The following is a 26,272-nucleotide window of genomic DNA, read 5'->3' on the forward strand; positions in this document are numbered from 1 at the left end:
CGGACCACTAAACCGGTTTAGCGTCAACAGGTGATGTGAGACGGCGTCAGCGGACCGGTCCGGTGCTTCCCCGGGGCGACAGGACCGCCGTCGCGTGGCAGGCGCTCGTCACCGGCCGGCCGGCCGCGAGGTCGGCCAGGCGCCGCGCGACCTCCGCGCCGTACGCGGCGATGTCGAGGCCGACGGCGGTCAGCGGCGGGTGGACGAGCCGGCAGAGCACCGAGTCGTCCCAGGCGACGATGGACAGCCGGTCGGGGACGCGGATGTTCATCTCGGCCGCGACGCCCAGCCCGGCGACGGCCATGACGTCGTTGTCGTAGACGATCGCGGTCGGTGGGGCGGAGGAGGCGAGCAGCCGCCGCGTCACGCGGGCGGCCGCGTCGCCGGTGTAGTCGGCGGTGCCCCCGGACGGCGTCACGCCCAGCTCGCGGGCGATCCGCTCGAATGCCTCGTCGCGCATGACCGTGTGCCACAGGCCGGGCAGCCCGGCGACCCGGGCGATGCGCCGGTGTCCGAGTGCCACCAGGTACTCCAAGACCGCGCGGACCGGGGCGATCTCGTCGTTCCACAGCCCCGGCAGGCCGCCCAGGCCGTGGGGGCCGCCGACCACGATCGCGGGCATGCCGAGCTCGGCCAGGACCTTCGTGCGCTCATCGTCCACGCGCAGGTCGACGAGGAAGACCCCGTCGACGCGGCGCTCGGCCCACCAGCACCGGTACGTCGCCTCCTGCGCGCCGGCGTCGTCGGTGACCTGGAGCAGCAGGGCGGTGTCGCGGCTCGACAGCTCGGCCTCGATGCCGGAGATGAGCTGCATGTAGAAGGGTTCGACGCCGAGCGTGCGGGCCGGCCGGTCCACGACGAGGCCGAGAACGCCGGCGCGCCCGCCGGACAGGGCCCGCGCGGTCCGGCTCGGCTGCCAGCCCATCTCGCGGGCGATGTCGAGGATGCGGGCCCGGGTCGCCTCCGACACTCCGGGCCGGCCGTTCAGCGCGAACGAGACGGTGCTCTTGGTGACGCCGGCACGCCGGGCGATGTCCGCGATCGTGGGACGCTTCATTCGGACTCCCCCATGTGCCGGCGCTCACTTAACCGGTTTTCCTGAGAGGACAACTGTAACGCGATGACCGGTGGCGATGCCCCGGCGCGCAGGGCGTCAGGGACGGGGGATCGCCATCAGGGTGGCGCCGGCGTGGAGGAAGCCGTTCTGCCGGCACAGGTCCGGCCGGAAGGGCAGCCCCAGCGTCACCCGTCCGGGGGCCAGTTCGACGACCTCGACGCCCCAGGGTCGTCAGCAGCGTCTGACGCGCGATGCTGTCGCGGATCCGCTTGTCCTGAAACGGCTCCAGTGCGGTCATGCCGATTCCCCTTTCGTCCCGGAGCGTGCGCGGCGGTCGCTCACGGGGGCATTCTGTCGGCATGCACGTGCGTTGCGTGGGGGCGATCGTCCACGACGCCGAGGGCCGGCTCCTGCTCATCCGCCGGGGGCATCCCCCGGGTGAGGGCCTGTGGTCGCTGCCGGGCGGGCGGGTCGAGGCGGGCGAGTCCGACGCCGAGGCGGTGGCGCGGGAGCTGGCCGAGGAGACCGGCCTGGTCGTCGCGCCGGGCCGCCTCGTCGGGTCGGTGGAGCGCGCGGGTCCGGCCGGGGTGACCTACGACATCCACGACTACGCCGCGGTCGTGACGGGCGGCACGCTCACGCCCGGCGACGACGCGTCCGACGCCCGATGGGTCGCCCCGGAGGAGCTGCGCCGCCTCCCGGCCAGCCCCGGCCTGGTGGAGACGCTGACTCGGTGGAGGGTGCTCCCGCCGGTCAGGGGATGAGCAGCAGCTTGCCGGTGGTGCGGCGCGACTCCAGGTCGTCGTGCGCCCGCCGGGCCTCCGCCAGCGGATAGCGCCCGCCGATGTGCACCGACAGGTCGCCGGCGGCGATCCAGCCGAACAGGTCCTGGGCGCGCAGGGTCAGCTCCTCGCGGGTGGCGGTGTAGTGGACGAGGGTGGGCCGGGTGAGGAACAGCGACCCGGCGGCGTTGAGCCGCTGCGGGTCCACCGGCGGCACCGGGCCGCTCGACGCGCCGTAGAGGGCCAGCATGCCCCGGGGCCGCAGCACCGACATGCTGTCGTCGAAGGTCGTCTTGCCCACACCGTCGTACACCACGTGCACGCCGCCGGTCAGGTGGCGCACCTCCTCGGCGAAGTTGTCATAGCGCACCACCTCGTCGGCGCCGGCGTCGCGGGCGAGCTTCTCCTTCTCCTCCGTGGAGACCGTCCCGATCACACGGCCGCCCCGCAGCTTGATCATCTGGGTGAGCAGCAGCCCGACGCCTCCCGCCGCGGCGTGCACCAGGGCGATGTCGCCCGGCTTGATGGCGTATGTCGAGTGGCTGAGGTAGTGGGCGGTCAGACCCTGGAGGAACACGGCCGCGGCCTGCTCGGGGTCGGCGTCGCCGACCGGCACGGCGCGGTCGGCGCGCACGACGGCGCGCTCGGCGTAGGAGCCCTGGATGTCGGCCGACACCACGACGTCGCCGATGGCGGTACCGGTCACGCCCTCGCCCACCGCGCTGACCCGGCCCGCGCCCTCCAGGCCGGGGACGTAGGGGAGGTCCTTGGGGTACGCGCCGGTGCGCTCGTAGGTGTCGCGATAGTTGACGCCGCTCGCGATGAGGTCGATCACGATCTCGCCGGGGCCCGGCCGCGGGTCCTCGTAGTCGGTGGCCCGGAGCACCTCGGATCCGCCGAACTCGGTGATGACGATCGCACGCATGTGACCTCCCAGAGCGGTGGTTCGATCCCGTTCGAACTTAGCGCACGGGCGGCGGGGAAATTGAGGTGAGCCCGCCGCGTCTCCCGTACTAAGTTGGTGACTTTGCGCTCCCCCACCTACCGGAAGGGTTCTGTCATGCCTGCCCAGGAAGCCGAGGACATCGAGGCCGAGATAACCGCCGAGCGCGATTATCTCCGGCGTTCCCGGGCGGCGCTGGGCCGGATGCGCGAGAACGTCCTCACGCTCGACGCCTCGTCCGCCGGCGACTGGGTGTCGGCGGAGGTCCTGGCGCGCGACCTGGCCAAGCGCGCGGAGGCGCTGCTCGACGACCCCTCGACCGCGCTGTTCTTCGGCCGCCTCGACCATCCGGGCGAGCGCCTCTACATCGGCCGCCGGCACGTCCACGACGACGGCGGCGAACCCCTGGTCATCGACTGGCGGGCGCCGATGTCCCGGCCCTTCTACAAGGCGAGCACGGCCGACCCGATGGGCCTCGTGCTGCGGCGGCGGTTCGGCTACTCCGGCGGCGAGCTGACCGCGTTCGAGGACGAGGACTTCACCACGCAGGCGGAGTCGCGCATCCTCATCGAGGAGATCGAACGCCCCCGCGTGGGCCCGATGCGCGACATCGTCGCCACGATCCAGCCCGAGCAGGACGACATCGTACGGGCCGGCGCCGAGCACACCCTGTGCGTGCAGGGCGCGCCCGGCACCGGCAAGACCGCGGTCGGCCTGCACCGGGTCGCCTACCTTCTCTACGCGCACCGCGAGCGGATGCGCCGCGGCGGCGTGCTCGTCATCGGGCCGAGCGCCTCGTTCCTGGACTACATCCGCGGCGTGCTGCCCGCGCTCGGCGAGATCAACGTCAAGCAGGAGACCCTCGACGGGCTCCTCGACGCCGTGCCGGTGAAGGGGCGGGACGACCCCGCGACCGCGCGGATCAAGGGCGACGCGCGGATGGCTGAGGTGCTGCGGCGGGCGGTCTGGAGCCACCTGCGCGAGCCGGACGAGGCGCTCGTGCTGCCGCGCGGCACCCGGCGCTGGCGGATCCCGGCGTACGAGGTCGCCGAGCTGGCCGGTGAGCTGCGGGCCCGCGGCGTCCGGTACGGCGCGGGCCGCGACCTGCTCTCCCACCGCATCGCGCACGCGATCCTCGTCCGCATGGAGTCGGCCGGCGAGGCGTGCGACGACCGTACGCACGAGGCCGTGCGCCGCACCCGGCCGGTGAAGGCGATGGTCGACCAGGCCTGGCCGGCGCTCGACCCCGTACGCGTCGTGATGCGGCTGCTGTCCGACGCGGACTTCCTCGCCGCGGCGGCCGACGGGCTGCTCGACGCCGACGAGCAGGTCGCGCTGCTGTGGGACCGGCCCGCCCGTGGCCCCAAGTCGGCCCGCTGGTCCCGCGCGGACGCGGTGCTGGTGGACGAGGCGGCCGACATCATCAGCCGGACGCCCAGCCTCGGCCACGTCGTCCTGGACGAGGCGCAGGACCTGTCCGCGATGGAGTGCCGCGCGGTGGGACGGCGGTGCGAGACCGGCTCGGCCACGGTGCTGGGCGACATCGCCCAGGGCACGACGCCGTGGGCGGTCGGCGACTGGGCGACGCTCCTGCGCCACCTCGGCAAGCCAGAGGCGGAGCGCACCGTCCTGGACCGCGGCTACCGGGTGCCGCGCCAGATCATCGACTTCGCGAGCCGGCTGCTGCCCTCGATCGCGCCGGGGCTGGCCCCGCCGACCTCAGTGCGCTCCGCGCCGGGCTCGCTGGAGATCCGCCGGGTCGACGGCGGCGACGCGGACGCGGCGGTCGTGGCCGCCTGCCGGGAGGCGCTCGCCGACGAGGGCTCGGTCGGCCTGATCACGGCCGACGCGAGCGTGCCCGCGCTCACCCGGCTGCTGACCGCCGAAGGGCTCGACCACGTGACGCTCACCGACGGCTTCGCCGGAGCGCGCCTGGTCCTCACGCCCGCGACGCAGGCGAAGGGCCTGGAGTTCGACCAGGTCATCGTCGTCGAACCCGCGGACATCGCCGACGCCGAGCCGGTCGTCGCGCCCGGCGACGGCGGGATCGCGCCGGGGCTGCGGCGGCTGTACGTCGTGCTGACCCGCGCGGTGTCGCACCTGACCGTGCTGCACACCCGCGACCTTCCGGCGCCCCTCGCCTGACGGCTCAGGGCACCGCGGACCAGGCGCCGGGCAGTGTCTCGGCGGCGAGCGCGACGAACCCGCGCACGCGGGGCACGACCTCGGCGGGCTCGGTGATCTCGTCCCGTACGCAGGTCTCGTAGGCCACCCGGACGACCGACATGAACGCGGCGACCACCAGGTGGGGCCGCGGATCGGTCACCTCGTCGACGCCGGCGCGCCGCGCGAGGATCCGCGCCGCGGCCTGCTCGGTCTCGGCGAACCTGCGCAGCTGCCCGGCGGCGACGCTGGGCGTGCCGTCGATCAGGCGGTGGAGCTTGCGGAACCGCGCCGTGTCCGCATCGTCGCTCTCGCGGATGGCGTCGAGGGAGACGTCGAGCGAGGCCCGCAGCGCGACCACGGGCGGCTCACCGGGCGGGCGCTCGGCCAGGGCCGCGATGAAGAGGGTGTCGTAGCCGGTCAGCAAGGACAGGGCGATGTCCTCCTTGCCGGCGAAGTACCGGAAGAAGGTGCGCTGCGACACGTCGACCGCGGCGACGATCTCGTCGATCGTGGTCGCCTCGTAACCCTTGGCCAGGAACAGGTCGAGCGCGGCGTCGACGAGCGCCCAGCGTGTCCGCTGCTTCTTGCGTTCGCGCAGGCCGGCGACGTGGGCGTCGGTCATGCCTGCCATCGCGCTCTCGCCTCCCTTTCTCCTTCAGATTCTGCCATATGACAGCAAGTGACTCTTCGGAGACGTTTGTCATTTGTCAGTAGCTGCCATAACTTTCAGAGGAGACCGCGCTCATACCGATCGAGGGGGATGGATGTCTCAGCCGGTCGCACAGCACTCCGTACCCGCCGCATCCGGCCGTACGGCCCGACGCGGGCACGGCAATCCCTGGCTGACGCTGATCGCCGTCGCACTCGGCGTGATCATGGTCACCCTCGACACCACGGTGGTGGCGATCGCCAACCCGGCGATCTCCCGCGACCTCGGCGCCTCGCTGCCGGACCTGCAGTGGGTGACGAACGGATACCTACTCGCGCTCGCGGTGTCGCTGATCACCGCTGGCAAGCTCGGCGACCGGCTCGGCCACAAGCCGGTCTTCCTCATCGGCGTCGTCGGCTTCGCCCTCGCCTCGGCGGGCATCGGCCTGTCCAAGGACATCGGGCTGATGATCGCCCTGCGCGTCGTTCAGGGCCTCTTCGGGGCGATGCTCCAGCCGACCGCGCTGGGACTCCTTCGGGCCGCGTTCCCGGCCGAGCGCCTCAACCTGGCCATCGGCATCTGGAGCGCCTGCATCGCGGCCTCGACCGCGGCCGGCCCGATCGCCGGTGGCCTGCTCGTCCAGCACATCAACTGGGAGTCGGTGTTCTTCATCAACGTCCCGGTCGGCGTCGTCGCCCTGGTGGTCGGCGGCCTGTTCCTGGTGAACGCCCGCGGTGGCGACCGGGGCTCCTCGTTCGACATCCCCGGCATCCTGCTGTTGTCGGGCACGCTGTTCTCGCTCGTGTGGGCCGTGATCAAGGCGCCGTCGTACGGCTGGGGCGACGTGAAGACGCTGGCGTTCCTGAGCGCGGCCGTCGTGCTGCTGGCCTTCTTCGTGCTGCGGGAGGCCAAGGCCCGCGAGCCGCTGCTGCCGCTCGGGCTGTTCCGGTCCGTCCCGCTGTCGGTCGGCGCCGTGCTGATGATGCTCATGGCGTTCGGGATGTTCGGCGGGATGTTCTTCCTGACCTTCTACCTGCAGAGCGTCCACCTGCTGTCCCCCGTGCAGACCGGCGTACGGCTGCTGCCGATGATGCTCGCGATGATGGTGGCCTCCCCCGCGGCCGGCGGGCTGATCAGCAAGGTCGGGCCGCGTGTTCCGCTGGTCGCCGGGATGGTGTTCGCCGCCGTCGCGTTCCTCGGGCTGACCCACATCGGCGTCGACGCCGGCTTCTGGGCGATGACGCCGTGGTTCGCGCTGCTCGGCATCGGGCTGAGTCCGGTGCTCGTGGCCGCCACCGACATCATCGTCGGCAACGCCCCGGTCGCCCTGGCCGGAGTCGCGGGCGGGCTCCAGCAGGTGGCGATGCAGGTCGGCGGCGCACTCGGCACGTCCGTGCTCGGCGCGGTGATGACCGCCAAGGTGGCGAACGTGCTGCCGGGCCACATGAAGGACGCCGGCCTGCCGGTGCCGACCCCCGCGCAGGTGGACCTGATGAAGGAGGCCATCTCCCAGGGCGTCGCGCCCGTGCCCGCGAACACCCGGCCGGAGGTGGCCCGGCTGCTGGTCCGGGCCAGCAACCTGTCGTTCATCGACGGGATGCACCTGGCGTTCACGGCCAGCGCCGGCATCATGTTCGTGGCCGCGCTGCTCAGCCTGCTCGTACGGGCCGGGCGTCAGGTGGAGGGGGCCGCGGCTCTCGTCTGACGTCGTACCGGGCTTGCCAACGGTCCGGCGTGCTTTTCGTCACTTTAGGTGCGTTCTGTCGCCCGAAACCCGGGTAAACGTCCTGGCGATTTCTCATCGATCATCGGGGGCGACAGGAGGATCCATGGTCCTGGAGCCGGGCGAGGCACGGCGAGCACGCTCCCTCGGCGACGACGAACGCGGAGCGCAGGTCCGGATGGCCGCGATCGCGAGCGTGGTCGGCACATCGATCGAGTGGTACGACTTCTTCCTCTACAACACCGCGGCGGCGGTCGTCTTCAAGGACGTCTTCTTCCCGTCGTCGAGCGACTACGCCGGGACGCTGTCGTCGTTCGCGACGTACGCCGTGGGATTCGCCGCGCGCCCCGTCGGCGCGGCGATCTTCGGGCACTGGGGCGACCGCCTCGGCCGCAAGGCGACGCTGATCGTCACGCTGGTCGTCATGGGCCTGTCCAGCGCGCTCATCGGCGTGCTGCCCGGCACGCACTCCATCGGCGTGGCCGCGCCGATCCTGCTGGTCGTGCTGCGCGTCCTGCAGGGCGTCGCGGTCGGCGGCGAGTGGAGCGGCTCGGTCCTGCTCTCGATGGAGTGGGGCGATCGTAAGAAACGCGGCCTCATGGCGAGCTGGCCGCAGATGGGCGTGCCGATCGGGCTGATCCTCGGCACGGTCGCGATGTCCTCGGTGGCGAGCGCGAGCGGCGACGCGTTCAAGAACTGGGGCTGGCGGCTGCCGTTCCTGTTCAGCCTCGTGCTCGTCGCGATCGGCCTGTGGGTGCGGCTCCGCGTCATGGAGACGCCGCTGTTCGCCGAGGTCGTGGAGAAGCGCCAGGTCGCCAAGGTGCCGGTGGCCGAGGTCGTCCGGCGCCACCCCAAGGAGATCGTGCTGAGCGCGCTGCTGCGCTGCTCGGAGCAGGCGCCCTTCTACATCTTCACCTCCTTCGCCCTGACGTACATGGAGAAGGACGCGGGCCGGTCCAACACGTTCGCGCTGAACGCGGTGGCGGCCGCCGCCATCGTGGCGCTGGTCATCATTCCGGTGGCCGGGCACCTCAGCGACTCGCTCGGCCGCAAACGGGTCTACGCCGCCGGGGCACTCCTGACCGCGATCATCGCCTTTCCATATTTCGCACTGATCAATACCGGCATCGGCGTGGTCATCTTCCTCACCGTCATGCTGTCCGAAGTGCCGCACGCGTTGCAGTACGGGCCGCAGGCCTCGCTCATCGCCGAGGTCTTCCCGACCAAACTCCGGTACGGCGGCGCGGGCATCGGCTACCAGCTCGCCTCGGTGATCGCCGGTGGGCCGGCGCCGCTGCTGGCGACCTGGCTGCTGCACGACTACGGCTGGTGGGCGATCTCGGCGATGATGGTGCTGGCGTCCGTGCTGACGCTGATCGCGACCGCCCTGCTGCCCGACCGTTCCCGCGTGGACATCACCGACGACGCCGTCTACGCGTGATTCTCGGCGGCGGCCCCGCGAGGGGCCGCCGCCGTTTTCCCTTGACAAAGGCTAACGGGTTTGCTTAGGGATTCGTACATAGCGGTCACAAGAGGGTGTCGAGTTGCGGTGGTTGCTCAAGATGGCGACGGCGGGGTGCGCTCGGTGGGGTTTCCCGGGTAGATGGTCGACGTCCTGACGAGCTGGCTTCGCTTGAATTTTCGAATCGTCACGCGGGGCATCGACACGGATTGTTACTGTGCGTGCATGCTTGGTTGCGTGTCATCCGGTCGTGTCGCATGAGCCGGAAACTTCCGCTGGCTGAGGGTCAGGTGGCCCGGACGGCGACCGCCCGGATGTTGCTGCGTGGCGGGGTTGATGAGAAGACCGGGGAGGCCCTGACGGCGCGGATGGTGGCTGAGCGGGTGGGGTGGGCCGCGGATCTGGTCGCGGGGATGACCGCCGGTCTGCTTGCCGAGCGCTGGAATGCCGGTGATGTGGCCAGGCTGGCCGGTGGGGTGGATGGAGCGGGTCGGGTGTTGCCGTCGAATGCGTGGATGGCGTTGCGGCGTTTGGGCTGGGGTGCGAGGGTCCCTGCGGGACTCAGGGTCAATGACCGGATCGTGCGGATGGCCCAGGAACAGGCTGGGCGGATTCTGCGTGGTGCGCAGCACCGCGCCCAACTGACCACCGGAATCTTGAGGACCTGGCCCGCCGACGCGGGCAAACGCACGCCGGCTGAGTGGGATGCCGTCCGTGAAGCGGTCCCCGGCGGCCGGTCCCTGCCCGGTAGCGTGATCAAGGCGCGGACGAGGCAGATCACTGCCTTCACCCAGAAGCATGGGCGGTTTCCGGTCGATGTGTTCGAACTGGAAGAGGCGCCGCGGGCGGCGCGGATGCTGGTGCTGGCGGCGGTCGACCGCCAGCAGGCCACCTTGGAACGCGCCGAAGACGACCCGGCCAGGGTGCTGCTGCGGCTACAACTGCCTGTGCGCCCGGATCCGCGTTCCTACGCAGACTGGACCTGGGTGGCCTGCCCGCTCACGTTGCCGCCCACCGTCCCGCCCGATGCGGTGCTGCACCTGCCCACACTCCGCCCCCAAGACCACAAAGTACGCGCGGATCTGGCGTTCTCCCATCCCGTCCCCAAGAGCGAGCCGATGGGTCACACGACGGCTTTGGGGGTGGACTGGGGCCTGAACACCTTGTTGTCGGCAGGCGCGGTGCGCCGCCACAATGACGGCGCCATCACCGCACTCGGGGCCGGGGCGATGTTCCGGGCCGCCGGGGTGATGGCCCGGCAGCACCGGCTCCGCCGCCACAGCGAACACCTGCACGCCAAAACCGGCACCTACGCCCGCCTCACCGGCGGCCAGGGGGCTCACTACCTGTCCGCCAAACACGCCGTCCTGACGGCCGAACGCCGACACGTGGCCGACCGGCGGTCGGGGCTGAACGACGCGCTTTCCTGGTCGGCCGCACGCTGGGCAGTGGATCAGGCGATCGCCGTCGGCGCGAGCGTGATCTACCTGGAAGACCTGCGGTCGATGGAGGCCAAAGGCATGGGCCGCACCCTCAACACCCGCCTCTCCCAAACGGTGCGCGGGCAGATCACCGAGAACATGCGGCATCTGGCCGCCGAGGCCGGCATCGCCGTGGTCACCGTCCCGGCCCGCCACACTTCCAAGCACTGCCCGCAGTGCCTGGTCCCTTTGCGGCACTGCAAGGCACCCGACCGGCCTGCCACACCCGGATGGAAATGGGCGATCTGCCCCGACCCGCAATGCGGCTGGCAAGGCGACCGCGACCACGGCGCCTGGCGGCGCATCGCCGCCCGCGGCCTCACCCACCAGCCCACCACCACCATCGACCGCGCCACCGGCCACATGACCATCCCCCGCGTCATCGACACGCTCGAAGCGGGCGCGGTCATCACCCCGACCACGACCCGGCAACACCAGGCCAGCGGGGGTGATCGGTCCAAGACCGGACCCACCCCTCGCCGAACTCCACGCCCCGTGCCCAGGCGACGCGGGGCACCCTCCACCCCCGGCCCCCGCGGGCCGGCGGGTCAGCGTCCGGAGGGACACGCTCACACGGACCCCAGACCGCCCCGGGCGGCCTGCCGGCACCAGGGCGTGCACACGATCAGCACACCCACCACCCGCCGGCACCACCCACGGCACCGGCCCAAAGGAGCGGCACTGGGCGCAGGCTTCCACCTACACGCCCACGCCACCCCACCCCGGTGGACAGATCCCCCAACCACAACACTCAATGTGACTACGGATCCCTAAACTGATCAGAGACGCTCAATCGCACTCGGCATCAATCACCGGGAACCAGCGCGATCCGCCCACTAGTCTTATCGACTGTTGACACGGGAGGATCTGGACCGCTGTGACCCAAAACCACGTGACAAGCCCTCTGCGGCCCAGCGATCCGCAACAGCTGGGGGACTATCGGATCGTCGGGCGGCTCGGACGCGGTGGGATGGGCATCGTCTACCTCGCCGAGTCCGCGACGGGTGAGCGCGCCGCCGTCAAGGTGATCAGTCCCGAGCTCGCCGACGACGAGACGTTCCGCGACCGGTTCCGCCGGGAGGTCGAGTCGGCCCGCAAGGTCCGGCGGTTCTGCACCGCCCCGGTGCTCGACGCGGAGCTCGAGGGCGAGACCCTGTTCGTCGTCACCGAGTTCGTCGACGGCGCGAACCTCCATGACTTCGTCACCGGCAGCGGTCCGATGCGCGGCTCCAGCCTGGAGCACCTGGCGGTCGGCGTCGCCACCGCCCTCACGGCGATCCACGGCGCCGGGGTGGTGCACCGCGACCTCAAGCCGGCGAACGTCCTGCTGTCCTCCGTCGGCCCCCGCGTCATCGACTTCGGCATCGCGCGCGCCCTGGACACCGTGTCCGGCGCGACGCGCACGGGCCAGTTCATCGGCACCCCGGCGTACATGGCGCCGGAGCTGATCTCCGGCGGCAAGGCCTCACCGGCGTCCGATGTGTTCGCGTGGGGGTGCGTGGTGGCCTTCGCGGGCACGGGGCGGGCGCCCTTCGACGGCCCGACCGTGCCGTCCGTGCTCTACCAGATCACGCACGGCGAGCCGTCTCTGGACGGTCTGGACGAGGGCCTGCGGCACCTGGTGGCCCGCGCCCTGTCCAAGGACCCGGCGGGGCGTCCCTCCGCGCAGGAGCTGCTCGACGTGCTCACCGGCCGGCCGCACGCCGAGGCGTCCGCCGCCGCCGAGACCATCGGCCGCACGTGGGCGCACACGGTGCCGGACGGCCCGCCGCCACCCGGAACGGGCCCGACGCAGGGATGGTCTCCGCCCGGATCGCGGACGCAGGCGTGGCCGGGGCAGGCGCCGGCGCCGTCCGGTAAGCCGTTGTGGCGGCGGCCGCCCGTGCTGGCCGCGGCCGTGGTCGTCCTGGTGGCCCTGGTGGGCGGCGCGGTGTACCTGGACACGCGGGACGGCGGGCCGCCGTCCAATCCCACCACGGTCTTCTCCGACGACTTCTCCAACACGAACTCCGGCTGGTCCGGCTCGACATGGATCGCCGACAGCGGTTACTACGGAACCGGCTATCGCATCGACGCGGGCGGCGTCTCGGCGGAGCAGTGGTCGAAGGCTCCGGTCGACAACGCTCTGCCGACCAGGCTCCTGGTCAGCGCGGACGCGACGGTCAAGCAGAGCCCGCCGTACGGTCTGATGGGCGTCTACTGCCGCGGCGCCGGCGACGGCAGCGACTCGTCCTCCTACGACTTCTTCGTCCGGGCCGACGGACGGGGCGCGCTGATCCGCAAGGAGGCCGGCAAGGCGGGGTCGAAGGAACTGGTGCGGAAGAACTCCGCGCCGGGGTTCAAGAAGGGTGCGAAGAACCGCCTGCAAGCGGCGTGTGAGCAGGACGACAAGGAGGTCCGCCTGCGCCTGTGGGTCAACGGGAAGCTCGCCGCCGAGACCACCGACGACGACGCTCCCCTGGCGAACGGCGGCGCCGGCCTGATGGCCCGGCTCGACAACGGCGCGAGCGACGGCACCCAGGTGCTGTTCGACAACTTCGATCTGGCCCAGATCGACTGACCTCACCGCCTCCCCGGTCTCATAACTCGAACCAGTAGGTGAGGCCGCTCTCGTCGGCGCGGAAGCCGGAGCGGGCCGCGAGCCGCCGGATCAGCAGCACGCCCCGGCCGCCCTCGCGGAGCTCGCCGTCCGCCGGGAGGTCGCCGCGCTCATGGAGCGTGGGGACGGTGCCGGCCCCGCCGTCGCCGACCTCCACGCGCAGGCCCGCGGCGGTCTCGGCGACCGCGACGGTCACGGCCGGACCGGTGGTGTGGATCACCGCGTTGGTGACCGCCTCGCTGGTCAGCAGCAGTGCGGTGGCGGTCTCCGGCCGGTCGCCGAGGATCTTGGCGACGAACCGGCGGGCGGTCGCCACCTCCTCGGGCCGGCGGGCGAGCGTGATCGCGCCGAGCACCGGCCCGCCGGCGCCGGCCGGGATGCCGGACCGCCCGGTGCCCGCATCGATCCCGCCACCGGGGTCCGTTTCGCCTATATCACGCTCGCGGGGATGACCGAACGGTGTTTCGCGCATGGCGACATCACCCTTCACGCCGAGTTTTAGGGAGGGTAAAGGAACTATGCTGTGAGCATACGACCACAATGTGTGACCATGCAACAGGGGGCCGAGTTCGTCTCGAACACCGGAGTGCCGACGCAGTGAACCTCAACACCCTCCATGAGATCGCCACGATCTCCGACCCGATCGAGCGCGCCAGCGCGCTGGGCCGGGCCATGACCGAACAGCAGAACCTCGTCGAGGAGGCGGCGCGCATGCGCCGCCAGGCGATCGCCGAAGCCCGCGAGAGCGGCCATCGGCTCGAAGAGATCGCGAGCGTCCTCGGCGTCTCGCCCGGCCGCATCTCCCAGATGCGCAAGGGCCCGGCGTCGCGCGCCCCGCAGCCGCCGCCGGAGACCAGACCGCAGGTCATCGTGCACCGCGCGCTGCCCAGCGCGCCGGGCGCCCTCGGCAACGGGGCCGCGTTCGTCACCGCGGCGGAGCGCCAGGGCGTACGCCCCGGTCACCGCGTGCTGTTCGTCGGCACCGAGCCGTCGAGCGAGCACGTCGCGACCTGCCTGCGCGTGCAGACGGGCGACGAGGTCATCGCGCGCCGGCGGCTGATCCTCGCCGACGACGTGCCGGTGCGCCTGGTCACCTCCTACTTCCGCGCCGACCTGTTCGCGGGCACGCCCGTGGCCGAACCGGGCCCCGTCCGGCCCTCGCTGCGCGAGTGCCTGGAGGAGCTGGGGCACGCCTTCGGCCACGCGGAGGAGACCCTGATGGCCCGGCCCGCGACGCGCCCGGAGGCCGACGCCCTGGAGCTCGACCTGGGCGAGTGGGCCGTCCAGGTGCTGCGGGCGTCCTACTCCACCGACGACACGCCGGTGCACATCCTCGAGTCGGTCTGCGCCGCGAGCCGGCACATCTTCACGGTGAGCCAGGAGGGTGGGCAGCAGGAGTTCTGACGTCCATGTAGGCCGCCAGCCAGCGGTCCAGTTCCGCGAAGAACCGTTCCCGTACCGGCGCGGCGGACAGGGACAGGTCGTGCAGGCCGCCGTCGACGCGCACGCAGGTCACGTGCGGTCCGAGCCGCGTCGACCAGCGGGCGATGTCGTCGGCGTTCAGCACGGCGTCCGCGCTGGTCCGGTCGTCGTTCTTGCGCCGTGCGCTGCGCGTGGAGGCCATCACGAGCACCGGCACGTCGATGGCGAGCCCGGCGTGCACCTGCCGGTGCGCCTGGATGATCGCGGCCAGCCAGCCCAGGCGCACGGTGCCCTTCTCGGGCTTCCAGGCCAGGTCGAAGTCCCACTCACCGTCGTGGTCGCGGTGGATGGTCCGCACGTACGACTCCGCCGACGGGGCCGGGAACACCCCTTTGGGCCGCACCCGGGCGGCCGCGCGCACGAGCGGCCCGGCGAGCACCCGCACGGCCGCCGGGACGTTCAGCTCCAGGAAAGGGCTGTTGAGGAACAGCCCGTCGACCAGCCCCTGACCGCGCACCCGGTCGGCCCACAGCGCCGTGATGAGCCCGCCCGTCGAATGCCCGTTGACGAGCAGTACGTCGTTCTCCTCCCGGATCAGCCGTACCGCCTCGTCGAGCTCGGGGAAGTAGTCGGCCATGCTGTGGGCGAAGTACGGGGTCTGGTGCGGCAACAGCGACCGGCCGTACTTGCGCAGGTCGAGCGCGTAGAAGCTGTAGCCGCGCTCGACGTAGAAGTCCGCGAGGTGCGCCTGGAAGAAGTAGTCGACGAAGCCGTGGACGTACAGCACGGCCTTACGCCCGGGGGCGCGCCGGCGTACCAGCGTCGCGACGACCTCACCCTCGCCGTCGTCCTCGAAACTCAGCCGCAGCGCCTCGTAGTCCGCGCCCAGAACATCCGGTTCCATGACGGATGAGCGTACGGCGAGACGCTGCCGGACGACACCACCCGGATCACACAAGACAGGACAGCGCGGTCCGACGCCGTCAGGGCAAGTGCCGGGTGCCGTGCGCGCCGGGGTCCGCACGCAGGCGCGTGGCGTCCTGGCCCGGCGGAACGCCGAACAGTCGCCGGTACTCACGGTTGAACTGCGTGGGGCTGTCGTAGCCGACGAGATGTCCGACGCCGGCGACGTCACCGGGGCTGGTGACCAGCAGGGACCGGGCCTCCTGGAGCCGGATGCGTTTCTGGAACTGCAGGGGGCTCAGGGTCGTGACGGCGCGGAAGTGCCGGTGGAACGCCGACGGGCTCATCCCGGCCAGCCGGGCCAGGTCGGAGATTCGCATCGGCTCGGCGTAGTTGTCGCGGATCCACCGGATCGCACGGCTGATGTGGGACAGGTTGCTGTCGGCCAGTCCGATCTGGCGGACCATGCCGCCGTGCGGCCCGGTGAGCAGTCGCCAGAGGATCTCCCGCTCGATCAGCGGGGCGAGCACGGGTATGTCCGCGGGGTGGTCGAGCAGCCGCAGCAGCCGCACCACGGCGTCGAGCAGTTCGGGCCCGACGGCGCCGGTCGCGATCGCGGGCGCGCCGGCTCTGGACTCGGCCCAGCGTCCGGGCGGTGCGTCGAGCAGCAGCGGGGCGATGGCCTCCGGCCGCAACACCAGGCCCAGGCCCAGCGCCGGGTCCTCCGGGCGGGCACCGAGGAAGTGGCCGGTGACGGGCAGGTCGGCGGTGACCACGAGAAGCTGCCCCGCCCGGTACTCGAACACCTGGTCACCGAGCAGGAGACGCTTGCGGCCCCGCGCCATCACGACCAGCAGCGGCTCGGTCAGCGAATAGTCCGGTGGCGCCGTCTCCACCTTCGACAGCCGCAACCCGTCGATCGGCGCCCGCAGGTCCGGCCGGGCGTGCACCGCGATGAGGCGGCGGATCTCGTCCAGGACGTCGGAGGTGGAGCGCACACCTCACGGAACCACAGGCACGCACACGGGGCAAAGCCGATCGGAGCGAGGTCGGCAGGATCGGGCAAGAGCTCGCGCGGATCGGTCTACCGCCGACCACCCGGTGCGCGTTTCGATGAGCGGGTCCATTCCCCACGGCACAGGAGCACGTTCATGCCGCTCGATCACTACGTCACCCTCGGCCGGTCGGGGCTGCGGGTCAGCCCGTTCGCCCTCGGCGCGATGACCTTCGGGGAGGATCCCGGTGGCGCCGGGTGCGGCGTCGAGGAGTCCGAGAGGATCCTGGCGACCTACCTGGACCGCGGCGGGAACTTCATCGACACCGCGAACTTCTACACCAACGGCCACTCGGAGAAGATCCTCGGTGACTTCTTCGCCGCCCGGCCGGGGCGGCGTGAGCACGTGGTGCTCGCGTCGAAGTTCTTCACCAACCTCTTCCCCGGCGACCCCAACGGCGGCGGTGCCGGCCGCTCGTCGATCATCGCTCAGCTCGACCAGACCCTGCGCCGGCTGCGGACCGACCATCTCGACCTGTACTGGTTGCACAATTGGGACCGGAACACTCCGATCGAGGAGACCCTCCGCACCCTCGACGACCTCGTCCAGGCCGGGAAGATCCGCTATGTGGGCTTCTCGAACACGCCGGCCTGGGTCACCGCCCAGGCGCAGACCACGGCGCTGCTCAGAGGCTGGACCCCGCTCATCGCGCTGCAGGTCGAGTACTCGCTGCTGGCCCGTACCGTCGAGGGAGAGCTCGGGCCGCTCGCCCGCGACCAGGGCATGGCCCTGGTCGCCTGGAGCCCGCTGAAGAACGGCTTCCTGTCCGGCAAGTACCGCCGTGGCACGCCGGTCACCGACTCGGCCCGCACGGCCTACGTCGGCGGCCCCGGTGAGGACGAGTACACCGTCATCGACGCCGTCGCCGCGGTCGCCGACGAGCTCGGAACCACCTCGGCGGCGGTGTCGCTGGCCTGGCTGCGCGCTCGCGAGGGCACGGTCGTGCCCATCCTCGGCGCCCGCCGTGTGGGCCACTTGGAGGACAACCTCGCCGGCCTGGAGGTCGCCCTCACCCCCGAGCACCTTCGCACGCTCGATGAGGTGTCGGCTCCGGACCTGGACTACCCGGCGCCGATGCACGGAGCGTTGCGGGCGATGCTGCAGTTCGCGGGCACCACCGTCGATGGTGAACCGTCCTCCGTGTATCCACCGTTGCTGCGGAGCGAGGTCCGATAGTCAACTTTATCCGGCCCCAATGGACCGGGTTTGGAGGTAGCGCCCGGCTGGCCGCTGGGTGGGCTCCTCCGTTCAGGCACCTCTATGGGGTGACAGAGACGCGTGCGGGCGATGTTGCGGGAGGCGTTCCGGTCCGCGTGGGCAACGACCCCGCAGTTCCGGCAAAGGAAAACCGATTGACTGACCCGGTTGTCGCTGTCGATGTGGCCGCACTCGCAGCACTGTTGTGAGGTGTAGGCCGGATCGACGAAGACCACGGGCACACCGGCCCGCCGGGCTTTGTAGACGATGAAGTCTGCGAGCTGGGCGAAGGCCCTGGAATGGAGAGTGACCCGTTGGGGCTTGCGGAGCCGTACCCTCTGCCGGATCCCCTTGAGGTCATCCAGGGAGATCCCGGACGCGCGAGGGCTCATGCCGCTCGGCCTCGGGCACCTCACACGTGGCGATCAGATAGAACACCCCATCACGCTGGACCAGATCGGACTCACCCTGCCGGTAGGCCCGCAGCGTCTTGAGCGCACCCGGAGAACAGACGAAGGGAACGTTCTTCACCCGGCCGTCGACGGTCCACACCGCCACGGTCCCGGCGTCGTACTGCCACGACAAGCACCGGTCGTCATACGGCTGCGCGGACCTGCCCTGGCCGGTCGGGTCCCTCAGAGGTGTGTCCGCCCGCTGCCTGCACCCTGAGTTCCCCGCCCGCATACGCCGAATAGATCATGCTGAACCCCGAGAACACGACCGGGATCTCAGGAGGCGAACATGGACGAACGAGAGACCGTCGGGTGGTCCGACGCGGCGTGGCTCAACCCGCCGCTGCGCGTCGAGACGGACGGGGACGCGCTGCTGGTCACGACCCGGCGCGAGAGTGACTTCTGGCGTACGACGAGCTACGGCTTCGTACGGGACGACGGGCACGCGCTGCTCACCGGCTTCCCTTCCGGGTCCGCGGTCGAGGTGGAGTTCGTCGCGCGGTTCGAGGAGCTGTACGACCAGGCCGGACTCATGATCCGGGTCGACGCGCAGACCTGGATCAAGGCCGGGATCGAGGTCAGCGACGGGCTGCCCCAGCTCGGGGCCGTCGTGACGCGCGGGGTCTCGGACTGGTCGGTGGCGCCCGTGCCCGAGTGGTCCGGGCGCCGGGTCACGGTACGGGCGAGCCGGGCCGGTGACGCGGTCACGGTACGGGCGCGCTGCGAGGACGAGCCGTGGCGGATGGTCCGGCTCGCGCCGCTCGATCCCGACGCGACGGCGGCGGCCGGGCCGTTCTGCTGCTCACCGCAGCGCGAGGGCCTGACCGTACGGTTCACCGGCTTCGTCCTCGGCCCGGCCGACGCCGCGCTGCACTGACGCTCACGCCCTGGCGACCGCGCTATCCGCCGGTGATCACGCAGGCCTCGCCGGCCGCGACGGTCACGGTCATCCGGTGGCCGTGGATCCGTTGGGCCGCAGGGCGGAATCCCGGCCAGCTCCCGTCGGCGGCGACCTGGCGGCCGTCGACCCGTACCTGCGGCGCGTCGAGCGTACGGCCGGCGCCGGACGGATCGTAGGGGGTCATCCGGTCGACCAGCGCGGTGGAGCCGGGCGCGGACACCGTGAGCGTCACCGGGTGATCGCCCTTGTTGATGAGGAACAGCCGCCGCTCGCCGGATCCGCCTTCGACGCGCCATGCCTTGACCTGCGCCGTGCCCGGATCGTCCGCCGTCACCGGCACCGGGCGCAGGCCGGTGCCGCCTTGGGCGAACCGGCCGAACACCAGGGCGGCGTAGTACAGCGGCGCGGCCGCCGGCGCGCCCATGGCGGGGGTGACGTCGTAGTCGATCGCGTTGTAGTAGCCGTTGCCCTCCTCCGGCGCGAAGAACGCGCGTACCTCGGCGTTGTGGAAGTTGACCCCGACGGCGCCGGTGCCGCACGTGGCGTTCGCGGCGGGGTCGGCGGGGGGCTGCGGGCAGGCCGCGTGGAACATCAGGTCGAGCCCGTACGCCGCGGCGGCCGCGACGTTGCTCACGCCGTCCGCCCCGCGCCCCGCCGCGGTGTTCGTCTCCTCCAGGCGGTAGCCGAGACCGTGATCGCGTGCCTCGCCCGCGTGGGCGTACACCTGGTAGTCCAGGCTCGCCATGTGCTCGTCGGAGAGCAGGGCGCCGATGCTCGGACAGCGGTACGGCTTGTTCGGGCAGGTGCGCGCCAGCGGGTAGAAGTGGTCGCTCGCGTACGCGCCGAACGCCCCGGCCCGTGCCCGCGTCAGCGGCGCGGCCGTGTCGAGGATCCGCTGCCAGTCCCAGAAGAACCGCGTGGGCACGGTGCGCTGGTCGATGTCCTGCCAGGGCAGGATGTCCTCGCTGGTGTTGGGGACGATCACGGGGAGGGGACCCGTGACGTCCGGGTCGGCGTACGCGTTCAGGTCGCTCAGGTAGGCGTCGAGGTCGGAGTGGTAGGACAGGTCCGGCTCGTTGCCGAGCTCGATGCCGGCGATGTCCCGTTCCGCGCCGGCGAACGCCGGCTCGACGCCCTGCCGGACGAAGGCGCGGGCATGGTCGGGGCCGGCGAACGGCCGCGACGCGCTGGGCGGCGCCATCGCGGTGCCGAGGACGACGCCCCACGACGGGGTCCGGCGCCGGCCGTTCACCGCGTCGAGTGTGGAGCGGATGGCGTTCAGGTCCACCGGGGTGATCACCTGGTCGCTGTCGGGTGCGTCCGGCTCGAACGGCATGAGGTCCTGGGAAGAGCCGCCGACGCGCAGCACGCCCGTGCCCAGGTTGCCCAGCAGGTTCGCGAAGGCGTTGCGCGCGGCCGGCCCCATGTACCGCTCGACCAGCGACCATTCAACGCTGAAGCCGACGAAATGGCTCGGGACGCGGCCCTGGTCCTCGTGCGCGGGGTCGAGGGTCACGGACGCCCGCGGCGGTGACGACACCGCCGCGGCGCTCGTGGCGGGCGCGATGACCAGCGCACCGAACGCGATCAGGGTGGCAAGGCAGCGTCGATGGCTCACCGTCATGGAACTCCTCCCGAGGTCAGCCCCGAGAAACCGGTTTCTGAGGAGGCAGTTCAGCACCGATCACGGAAGGGGTCAATAGCCGGCCGTGAATCCGGCCGGGCGTTCAGCCGCCCGCGCGTTCCCCGACGGCGACCGCGTCCTCCGTGGCACCGATCGCCTTGCCGGTCGACTCCCGCACGACGAGGGTCGGCTCCAGGCGGACCGACGCGCCGGCCCCGTGGTCGCCGAGCTGGTCGCGCAGGACCTCCCAGCTCCTCCGGCCCAGCTCGGCCTTTGGCAGGCGGACGGTCGTCAGCGCGGGATGGACGAAGTCGGCGGCGGGGATGTCGTCGAACCCCACCACCGACATCTCCCCCGGGACCGCGACGCCGAGCGCACGGAGCCGGGCGAGCGCCCCGAACGCGACCAGGTCGTTGAAGCAGATGACGGCGGTGGCGCCGGCCTCGGCCGCCGCGGCGGCCGAGGCGTAGCCCTCCTGACTCTTCGAGCCGGTCGGGATCACGACCGCGCCGGGCAGGCCCCGCTCCAGCGCGCCCAGCCGGTCGGCGTTCGACGAGGAAGAGGACGGCCCGGCCAGGTAGGCGATCCTGCGGTGCCCGAGCTCGGTCAGGTGCCGGATGACCGCCTGCATTCCCCGGCCTGAGTCGATCATGACCGAGGCGGTCAGCGGCGGGTCGACCATCCGATTGGTGCACACCGTCGGCAGCCCCTTGCGGACGACGCGGCGCAGGTCCGCGATCCCGGCGCGCGGGGAGCACAGGACCAGACCGTCCACCCGGCGGGAGACGTCCTGGATCAGGCGCAGTTCGGCCTCGGGGTCCTCGTCCGAGTCGGCGACCACGACGCTGAAGCCGTCCTTGCCGGCCGCGACCGTCAGCGCCTTGACCACCTCGGGGAAGAACGGGTTGGCCAGGTCGGGGACGACGACGCCGACCGTGTGGCTCGCCCCGCGCGCCAAGCCCTGCGCGATGGCGCTCGGGTGGTAGCCGAGGCGGCGGCTGACCTGGCGGACACGTCCGGCCAGCACCGGGTCCACGGTGTCCTGGCCGTTGAGGACCCGTGACACGGTGGCGCGTGAGACGCCGGCCTTCCGGGCGACGTCGGCGATGGTCACCCGGCGCCCGCCGGCACCGGACGGATCGCGTTTCGCAGGCACACGCCAACGGTAACCGTCGAGGGCGCGACGAGGGCCGATACGGGTCAGGCCCGCCGAACGGGGGTCGGTGATCTATTGACGCGCGGTGCGAACGGTGCTGGACTGCACCCTCAGAAACCGGTTTCTCGGGGCTGACCTCAGACGAGTCCGTCTCACGACGGCAGCGACATGGACACTGGGAGCCTGCACATGGTGAGAGAGATCGTGAGTCGTCGCGGTACGGGCGGAGTCATCCGGAGATCGTTGTCGGCCGTCGGGTTGGCGACCGCGCTGACCGCCTCGGTCGCGGTGGCGGCACCGGCCGCTCCGGCCGACTCCACCGCGATCACCCTGACCCCGAGAGGCGTCCCGGACACCGGGGCGATCACCGGCGAGAACCTCGGCTTCTCGGTCGAGTCGGCCGACCTCGCGCACGGGTTCCTGACCAAGCCGCGGATGTCGCAGTGGCTCAAGACGCTCGGCCGGCACGGCGTGCTGCGGCTGGGCGGCTACTCGATGGACCTGGTCTGGCCGGCGTTCGGCGCCTACCGCGACGCCCCCACGCCCCCGGAGGCGATCGGCGGCCGGGTGGACCGGTCCGATCTCATCCGGCTGAAGGCCCTGCTGCGCGACAGTGGCTGGAAGGCCACCCTCGGCGTGCCGCTGAAGAAGATCATCGATCCGTCGAAGATCAAGTCTCCCACCAAGGATCCGTCCCCGCCGGTGACGCTCGACCAGGCCGTCGCGGAGGTGAAGGCGGCGCACGAGATCCTCGGCGACGACCTGCTGGCCGTGGAGATCGGCAACGAGTACGACAACGTCACGACGCTGACCCCGGCCGAGTACTACGCGACGATGAAGCAGTACCACGCCGCCATCGAGCAGGCGGTGCCGCACGCGAACATCAAGGTCACCGGACCGTCGGCGAACACCGCCAAGACCAACACCCAGCTCGACGGGTTCGTCGCCGCCGTGCAGGCCGACACGGGCAGTGACCCGCGGCAGATGATCGCCGAGTTCACCAACCACCTGTACCCGCAGAGCCACTGCGGTTCGTCGAACGCCACGATCGCGGGGTTGCTGTCGCCGGACACGTACGTCACCGACCGGAACAAGCTGACCGGCATCATGGACATCACCGGCCGCCTGAACAGCGGGATACCCGCGGTGATCAATGAGTCCAACAGCGCGTCCTGCAGCGGCCAGCCCGGAGTCAGCAATGCCTACGCGACCAGCCTGTGGTCGCTGGACTACCTCCTGCAGACCGCCCAGAGCCGTGTCTCCCAGGTGCAGTTCCACACCAACACCGCGGCGATCTGCGGCGACTTCAAGGCGCGTGACTCGAAGGACTACCCGATCTCCTACCGGTACTACGGGGCGTTCTGCGCCGCGGACCAGCACGCGCTGGACTCCAACCGCCTGTCGGCCGCGCCGCTGTACTACGGGCTGTGGGCGTTCCACCAGGTCCCCGAGGGAAGGTTCCTCGACGTCGGCCTGCCGGACACCGCCCTGTCGCGGCTGCGCGCGTACGCGGTCGAAGGGCGGAACGGGGCGCTGACGATGGTCCTGATCAACGTCCAGGACCCGGCCGCCTCGACCGGCGACGACGACGTGACGGTGAACCTTCCGTCCGCCTACCGCAGCGGCGACGCGGTGACGCTGCGGACCTCCGCCACGGACGGCCTGGCCTCGGTGGACGCCTCCGCCATCTCGCTCGGCGACCGTACCCTCTCCGACCGCGGCGTCCCGTCCGGCCGGCCGGGCACCACGCCGGTGCGGGTCTCCGGCGGCAGGTCGACCATCACGGTGGCTCCGGGCACCGCTCAGATCATCACCTTCTCCGCGCGCTGACATGAGGAGCGATCGGGCAGCGGCGGCCGGGGCACTCCCGGCCGCCCTGCTGGCCGGAGCACTGCTCGGCACGCCCAGCGCGGTGGCGCAGGCGAGCACGACCGTCGCGTCCTCCGATCCGCGGATCGGATTCGTCGGGCGCTGGGAGCGCCACTACGCGGGCGACGAGGCGGCCACGGTGAACTCGGGATCGCGGGTACGCCTGCGGTTCACCGGCGGGCAGGTGACCGGCCTGTTCGACGTCTCCACCGTCGCGGTGCCGCCACAGCTGTGGGTGACCGTCGACGGTGGGCCTCGGTCACTGGTGACGGTGGACCGGCCGGAGATCGACCTCGCACCGCCCGGGCTGCGTCCGGGCGCGCACACGCTGCGCGTCGACGTCAAGGACACCGACCAGGTCACCAACCGCTGGCTGCCGCCGCTCGGCGACGCCGTGATCATTCGCGGGTTCCGCCTCGCGCCCCGCGGGCGGTTGCTTTCGCCGCCGCGGCCGGCGCCCGTGCGGATGGCCTTCTTCGGCGACTCGATCACCGAGGGCATCCGCGCGCTCGGGCAACCGCTGACCCCGGACGGAGCAGACGGCACGCGCACGTACGCCGCGGTCACCGCCCGTGCCTTCGGCGCCGACATGCAGCTCGTGGGCTTCGGCAAGCAGGGCGTCATGCGCGAGGGCGTCGGCAACGTGCCGACGGCGCCGGAGTCCTTCCCGTACAACTTCGCCGGATCGCCCGCCGACTCCGGGTTCGTCCCGGACGTCGTGGTGGTGTTGCAAGGCTCCAACGACAGCACGGTCACGGATGAGCAGTTCGCGCCGGCGTACGTGAGCTACCTGAGCGAGGTCCGCGCGGCGAACCCGCATGCCTGGATCTTCGCGATGGAGCCGCTCATCGGCCGGCACACGGCCGCGATCCAGTCCGACGTGGCGGACGCCGCCGATCCGCGGATGGTCTTCGTCGACACCGATGGCTGGCTGGACCGGCACAGCACCGCGGATTACACCGACACGGTCCATCCGACGGTCGCGGGCCATCTCAAGGTCGCCTCCCGGCTGATCCCGATGATCAGCCGGGTGACCGGGTGGCCGGTCAGGTCCGGGGCTCCGTGGGAATCACCGTAGGTCGCCGCCGTCTCTTGGCCGGCTCTGGCGTTCACAGCCTGGTGACCGTCTCGATCGCGAGCCCGAGCAGTTCCGGCCGTACGGCGGCCGTCGTCCATGCGCGGTGGTCCCAGGCCTGGCCGCTCACGTCGTCGCCCGCGTAGAGGTACTGAGCGAAGCGCACGTCACGGAAGCGTGCGACGGCGAGGAACGCGGCGGTCTCCATCTCGACCGTCAGGCAGCCCTCCTCGCGGCGCGCCCGTACGCGCTCGGGGGTCTCGCGGAACGGGGCGTCCGTCGTCCAGGTCGTGCCGGTGACGTGGGGAATGTCGTGTGCGGCGAGCGTGGCCACGGCCGTCTCCACCGCGGACGGGTCGGCGCTCATCAGGCGGGAGGGCGCGGCGTAGTGGTACGAAGTGCCCTCGTCGCGTACGGCGGCGTCCGGCACGACGACGTGACCGAGCGCCAGGCCGGGCCGTACGGCGCCCGCACCGCCGCAGGCGACGAAGTACCGTCCGCCGGCGGCGATCGCCTTCTCGAAGTGCTGCACGGCGAGGGGCGCGCCGACGCCGGGGTGGAACACGGCGACCGGCACACCGTCATGGACGAGCCGGTAGACGGCGTGACCGCCGAGTTCGCGGGAGTACGCGCCGATGCGTCGCGCGCCGTGCGTCTCTCCGAGGCCGTCGACGATCTCGGGGAAGAAGCACATCACGACGCGCTCGGGCAGTTGCTCGCTCAGCGGCGGAGGGGTCGGCGGGACCAGACCGTCACCGCTCGGCTCGAACTCCGTCAGTGGAAGGTCCATCGCGCTCCCCCGAGAATCCCGCGCTCGGTAGCTCCGCCACTTCCACACAGTTGCCCTGCGTGCCGTCGCTCGTCCAACTGCTCTTTCGCCATACCGGGGAGGTCATGTATAGGTCTCCATCAGTTCCCGAATCAGACGACGGGAGGAGTCTACGGGCTCGGCCACAGCCCCGATTCGGTCGAATCTCGTCTCAAGCTCGCCTACCTCGGCTTCCTCGGGCACCAGCCTTCCGCCGTTCAGCGCCTCCACATAAGCCAATACGCTCTTCCTCAACGTGACGATCTTGAAAGGTCCATCGAGACCGAAGTTCGCGCCTGCCGAGTTCGGGACCACGCGCAGGGTCACGTTAGGCAACTCCGAGAGTTCCAGCAGGTGGGCGAGTTGAGCGCGCATGCCCTTCTTGCCGCCGACATGAACGAGCAGAGCCGTTTCCGCGAGCAGAAGCCAGACCTCGGGCGGGTCCTTCTTCGTCAGCAGTCTTTGCCGCGCCATTCGTGCTTCCACCGCGCCTTCCACATCCGGCCATCGACCGGCCGTCAGGACCGCTCTGGCGTACTCGGGGGTCTGGAACAGGGCCGGGATCAGTTGGCCGCTGTAGATCTTCATGACCAGGGCGCGGAGTTCGGCGTCGGTGAATGACTTGAACCAGTTGGGGTCGTGGCCCAGGCGCGCGAAGAACAGCAGCACGCCGAACAGGCCGCCGGTCCTCCACTCGTCGTCCACCTGCGCGGCCTGCGCCTCGGTGAGCTTGGCGTCGGCGTTCTCCAGTCGGGAAATCGACGAGCGGGCGCAGTTGAGCAGGTCGGCCAGCGCGGCGCCGGACATGCCGCGCTCCATCCGGTGAAAGCGCAGCAGGTAAGCCATGAATGCCCACAGCGACGATCGCGGGTCGGGCGACTCATTGATGTTCATCGGCGCACACTCCAGGGGGAGAAGTTCCAGAAGTACCTGGGAATGGTGACATAT

General features: G+C 71.2%; 24 protein-coding genes. 11 read left to right on the plus strand and 13 right to left on the minus strand.

All coding sequences use genetic code 11. From position 1 onward, the window contains the following. Positions 1–46 precede the first annotated feature (46 nt). Positions 47–1,057: a LacI family DNA-binding transcriptional regulator gene (locus ACQEV1_RS40970; protein ID WP_285630997.1), complete on the minus strand. Its 1,011-nt coding sequence runs from the start codon at positions 1,055–1,057 to the stop codon at positions 47–49. Positions 1,058–1,416: 359 nt separating this feature from the next. Between ACQEV1_RS40970 and ACQEV1_RS40975 the strand changes: the two genes are divergently transcribed. Next, complete coding sequence (locus ACQEV1_RS40975; protein WP_285630992.1) at positions 1,417–1,821, plus strand: NUDIX hydrolase; 405 nt, start codon at positions 1,417–1,419, stop codon at positions 1,819–1,821. Here ACQEV1_RS40975 and ACQEV1_RS40980 read toward each other — a convergent pair. Then, positions 1,811–2,764, minus strand: a complete 954-nt coding sequence (locus ACQEV1_RS40980) for a quinone oxidoreductase family protein (protein ID WP_433401886.1) — start codon at positions 2,762–2,764, stop codon at positions 1,811–1,813. The genes ACQEV1_RS40975 and ACQEV1_RS40980 overlap by 11 nt on opposite strands. A 135-nt stretch (positions 2,765–2,899) precedes the next feature. Here ACQEV1_RS40980 and ACQEV1_RS40985 point away from each other — a divergent pair, with 135 nt between their 5' ends. After that, the gene (locus ACQEV1_RS40985) at positions 2,900–4,927 is read left to right on the plus strand and encodes a HelD family protein (protein WP_433401888.1); all 2,028 of its coding nucleotides are present in this window, start codon (positions 2,900–2,902) and stop codon (positions 4,925–4,927) included. 4 nt (positions 4,928–4,931) lie between these two features. Here ACQEV1_RS40985 and ACQEV1_RS40990 read toward each other — a convergent pair whose 3' ends face one another. Then, on the minus strand, positions 4,932–5,579 hold the full coding sequence (locus tag ACQEV1_RS40990; protein WP_433401889.1) for a TetR family transcriptional regulator: 648 nt from the start codon (positions 5,577–5,579) through the stop codon (positions 4,932–4,934). A gap of 133 nt (positions 5,580–5,712) precedes the next feature. On the opposite strand from ACQEV1_RS40990, the gene ACQEV1_RS40995 reads away from it, so the two are divergent. From ACQEV1_RS40995 to ACQEV1_RS41010, 4 genes are all read left to right on the plus strand, one after another. Next, positions 5,713–7,302: an MFS transporter gene (locus ACQEV1_RS40995; RefSeq protein WP_433401891.1), complete on the plus strand. Its 1,590-nt coding sequence runs from the start codon at positions 5,713–5,715 to the stop codon at positions 7,300–7,302. A 124-nt stretch (positions 7,303–7,426) separates the two neighbouring features. Continuing rightward, positions 7,427–8,761, plus strand: a complete 1,335-nt coding sequence (locus ACQEV1_RS41000; RefSeq protein WP_285630978.1) for an MFS transporter — start codon at positions 7,427–7,429, stop codon at positions 8,759–8,761. Between the two features lie 278 nt (positions 8,762–9,039). Further along, positions 9,040–11,037: a zinc ribbon domain-containing protein gene (locus tag ACQEV1_RS41005; protein ID WP_433401894.1), complete on the plus strand. Its 1,998-nt coding sequence runs from the start codon at positions 9,040–9,042 to the stop codon at positions 11,035–11,037. 118 nt (positions 11,038–11,155) lie between these two features. Continuing rightward, a complete protein-coding gene (locus tag ACQEV1_RS41010; RefSeq protein WP_433401897.1) occupies positions 11,156–12,823 on the plus strand; it encodes a serine/threonine-protein kinase in 1,668 nt (555 codons plus the stop codon). Between the two features lie 19 nt (positions 12,824–12,842). On the opposite strand, the gene ACQEV1_RS41015 is transcribed toward ACQEV1_RS41010, so the two are convergent. Next, positions 12,843–13,334, minus strand: coding sequence for an ATP-binding protein (locus ACQEV1_RS41015; protein WP_285630973.1), 492 nt, complete (start codon positions 13,332–13,334; stop codon positions 12,843–12,845). Between the two features lie 125 nt (positions 13,335–13,459). Here ACQEV1_RS41015 and ACQEV1_RS41020 point away from each other — a divergent pair, with 125 nt between their 5' ends. Beyond that, a complete protein-coding gene (locus tag ACQEV1_RS41020; protein ID WP_285630969.1) occupies positions 13,460–14,266 on the plus strand; it encodes a GntR family transcriptional regulator in 807 nt (268 codons plus the stop codon). On the opposite strand, the gene ACQEV1_RS41025 is transcribed toward ACQEV1_RS41020, so the two are convergent. Together ACQEV1_RS41025 and ACQEV1_RS41030 are read right to left on the minus strand one after the other, a co-directional pair. Then, the gene (locus ACQEV1_RS41025) at positions 14,229–15,188 is read right to left on the minus strand and encodes an alpha/beta hydrolase (RefSeq protein WP_285574145.1); all 960 of its coding nucleotides are present in this window, start codon (positions 15,186–15,188) and stop codon (positions 14,229–14,231) included. The two genes, ACQEV1_RS41020 and ACQEV1_RS41025, sit on opposite strands and share 38 nt — an antisense overlap. Positions 15,189–15,267: 79 nt before the next feature. After that, positions 15,268–16,185, minus strand: a complete 918-nt coding sequence (locus ACQEV1_RS41030) for an AraC family transcriptional regulator N-terminal domain-containing protein (protein ID WP_433401900.1) — start codon at positions 16,183–16,185, stop codon at positions 15,268–15,270. 153 nt (positions 16,186–16,338) lie between these two features. Between ACQEV1_RS41030 and ACQEV1_RS41035 the strand changes: the two genes are divergently transcribed. Continuing rightward, a complete protein-coding gene (locus ACQEV1_RS41035; protein ID WP_433401902.1) occupies positions 16,339–17,418 on the plus strand; it encodes an aldo/keto reductase in 1,080 nt (359 codons plus the stop codon). On the opposite strand, the gene ACQEV1_RS41040 is transcribed toward ACQEV1_RS41035, so the two are convergent. After that, complete coding sequence (locus tag ACQEV1_RS41040; RefSeq protein WP_433401904.1) at positions 17,304–17,831, minus strand: RNA-guided endonuclease TnpB family protein; 528 nt, start codon at positions 17,829–17,831, stop codon at positions 17,304–17,306. The genes ACQEV1_RS41035 and ACQEV1_RS41040 overlap by 115 nt on opposite strands. Beyond that, a complete protein-coding gene (locus ACQEV1_RS41045) occupies positions 17,797–18,024 on the minus strand; it encodes a hypothetical protein (RefSeq protein ID WP_433401906.1) in 228 nt (75 codons plus the stop codon). Before ACQEV1_RS41045 ends, ACQEV1_RS41040 begins: the two co-directional genes overlap by 35 nt. A 156-nt stretch (positions 18,025–18,180) precedes the next feature. Between ACQEV1_RS41045 and ACQEV1_RS41050 the strand changes: the two genes are divergently transcribed. Further along, entirely contained in the window at positions 18,181–18,768 is a 588-nt protein-coding gene (locus ACQEV1_RS41050; protein WP_285630960.1) for a DUF1349 domain-containing protein, read from the plus strand. Positions 18,769–18,790: 22 nt separating this feature from the next. On the opposite strand, the gene ACQEV1_RS41055 is transcribed toward ACQEV1_RS41050, so the two are convergent. Further along, a complete protein-coding gene (locus tag ACQEV1_RS41055; RefSeq protein ID WP_433401908.1) occupies positions 18,791–20,416 on the minus strand; it encodes a hypothetical protein in 1,626 nt (541 codons plus the stop codon). Between the two features lie 103 nt (positions 20,417–20,519). Beyond that, positions 20,520–21,572, minus strand: a complete 1,053-nt coding sequence (locus ACQEV1_RS41060; RefSeq protein WP_433401910.1) for a LacI family DNA-binding transcriptional regulator — start codon at positions 21,570–21,572, stop codon at positions 20,520–20,522. Positions 21,573–21,740: 168 nt separating this feature from the next. On the opposite strand from ACQEV1_RS41060, the gene ACQEV1_RS41065 reads away from it, so the two are divergent. Next, the gene (locus ACQEV1_RS41065) at positions 21,741–23,402 is read left to right on the plus strand and encodes a glycosyl hydrolase family 79 C-terminal domain-containing protein (RefSeq protein ID WP_433401912.1); all 1,662 of its coding nucleotides are present in this window, start codon (positions 21,741–21,743) and stop codon (positions 23,400–23,402) included. 1 nt (position 23,403) lies between these two features. Next, positions 23,404–24,519 carry a GDSL-type esterase/lipase family protein gene (locus tag ACQEV1_RS41070; RefSeq protein WP_433401914.1) on the plus strand — a complete coding sequence of 372 codons (1,116 nt, stop codon included), beginning with the start codon at positions 23,404–23,406 and terminating at the stop codon, positions 24,517–24,519. A 31-nt stretch (positions 24,520–24,550) separates the two neighbouring features. Here ACQEV1_RS41070 and ACQEV1_RS41075 read toward each other — a convergent pair whose 3' ends face one another. The 3 genes from ACQEV1_RS41075 to ACQEV1_RS41085 are packed head-to-tail and all read right to left on the minus strand — an operon-like array spanning position 24,551 to position 26,218. Next, entirely contained in the window at positions 24,551–25,306 is a 756-nt protein-coding gene (locus tag ACQEV1_RS41075; protein ID WP_433401916.1) for a nucleoside phosphorylase, read from the minus strand. Beyond that, the gene (locus ACQEV1_RS41080) at positions 25,269–25,412 is read right to left on the minus strand and encodes a DUF397 domain-containing protein (RefSeq protein ID WP_433401918.1); all 144 of its coding nucleotides are present in this window, start codon (positions 25,410–25,412) and stop codon (positions 25,269–25,271) included. The genes ACQEV1_RS41075 and ACQEV1_RS41080 overlap by 38 nt, the downstream gene beginning before the upstream one ends. Continuing rightward, positions 25,409–26,218: a helix-turn-helix domain-containing protein gene (locus ACQEV1_RS41085; RefSeq protein WP_433401920.1), complete on the minus strand. Its 810-nt coding sequence runs from the start codon at positions 26,216–26,218 to the stop codon at positions 25,409–25,411. The genes ACQEV1_RS41080 and ACQEV1_RS41085 overlap by 4 nt, the downstream gene beginning before the upstream one ends. Positions 26,219–26,272: the final 54 nt, after the last annotated feature.

The organism is Actinoallomurus sp. CA-142502 (genome assembly GCF_050936355.1).
In the GTDB taxonomy this organism is placed as follows: Bacteria; Actinomycetota; Actinomycetes; order Streptosporangiales; family Streptosporangiaceae; genus Actinoallomurus; species Actinoallomurus iriomotensis.